Below are 290 nucleotides of genomic sequence, written 5' to 3'. Positions count from 1 at the left end.
CCGGACTTCTTCGGCCTGTTCGATGGGGGTCAGGTTGCGGTGGATGACACCGATGCCACCGGCCTGGGCCATGGCGATCGCGAGGCGACCTTCGGTGACCGTATCCATGGCGGAGGAGAGGATAGGCAGGTTGAGATCGATATCGCGGGCGATGCGGGTGGCGATATTCGTCTGTCCCGGCATGACTTCGGAATGTCCGGGCTGCAGCAACACATCGTCAAATGTGAGAGCGTCCAAACCAGTGGGTGTTTGAATGATGCGTGCCATGACCAAATTCCTTCATACTGAAA

General features: G+C 57.9%; 1 protein-coding gene. It reads right to left on the bottom strand.

The window, feature by feature from the left end; translation table 11 throughout:
* Nucleotides 1-267 (bottom strand): IMP dehydrogenase (locus tag EN804_RS36480; protein ID WP_189602244.1); only part of this gene is annotated, 267 nt, incomplete at its 3' end.
* Nucleotides 268-290 lie beyond the last annotated feature (23 nt).

The sequence above is a fragment of the Mesorhizobium sp. M8A.F.Ca.ET.161.01.1.1 genome (genome assembly GCF_004792105.1).
Taxonomy (GTDB): Bacteria; Pseudomonadota; Alphaproteobacteria; order Rhizobiales; family Rhizobiaceae; genus Mesorhizobium.
This window is presented reverse-complemented; position numbering and strand designations above follow the sequence as displayed.